General features: G+C 70.0%; 1 protein-coding gene. It reads right to left on the reverse strand.

Features of this window, described 5'->3' with window-relative positions:
• Positions 1 to 76: 76 nt before the first annotated feature.
• Positions 77 to 680: response regulator (locus FGF04_RS39660; RefSeq protein WP_408055734.1), on the reverse strand; the 604-nt coding region annotated here is incomplete at its 5' end.

Below are 680 nucleotides of genomic sequence, written 5' to 3' on the forward strand. Positions count from 1 at the left end.
GGGCAGGCGAACGGGTTTGGACAGGAGTCCGGGATGTGGACGGGACGGGCGGGTGGTGAGAGGGGAGTCACTCCGCTCAGCTGCCGGGGCGACCGGCACGCTCGCCGCCGCCGGGCCCGTAGAACCGCTCGGCACCGTCGAAGGAGGAGCTGGACGGGCCGGGCCCGCTGCCGGATCCACTGCCGGGGACGGTGCTGGCGCCGGTGCCGGCGGTCTCCCGCTGCTCAAGCAGCCGCTTCACGAGGCCGACCAGCTCGGTGGGCTCGAAGGGCTTGGCGAGGAAGGCGTCGACGCCGACRTCGAGGCCGTTCTCGACCTCGTACTGGGTACAGGCGCTGATGATGGCGAGGGGGAGGTGGCGGGTCCGCGGATCGGCCCGGAGCCGGGCGGCGGTACGCAGTCCGTCGAGGCGGGGCATGACCACGTCGAGGGTGACCACATCGGGCCGGACCTGGTGGATCACGTCCAGGCACTCGACGCCGTCGGCCGCGGTCACGACCTCAAGACCCTCTAGCTCAAGGTTGACCCTGATCAGTTGCCGGATGACCTTGTTGTCGTCCACAACAAGCACCCGACCCGACGCGCCTGGCACAACTTGAGAGTAGGGCGACCCGACCCACCGCGTCCGGCTTTTCCCTACTTCTGCCTCATGTGGGGGACGACGGGGGTGTCTGTTGGGG

The sequence above is a fragment of the Streptomyces apricus genome, assembly GCF_008369065.1.
Lineage (GTDB): Bacteria > Actinomycetota > Actinomycetes > Streptomycetales > Streptomycetaceae > Streptomyces > Streptomyces apricus.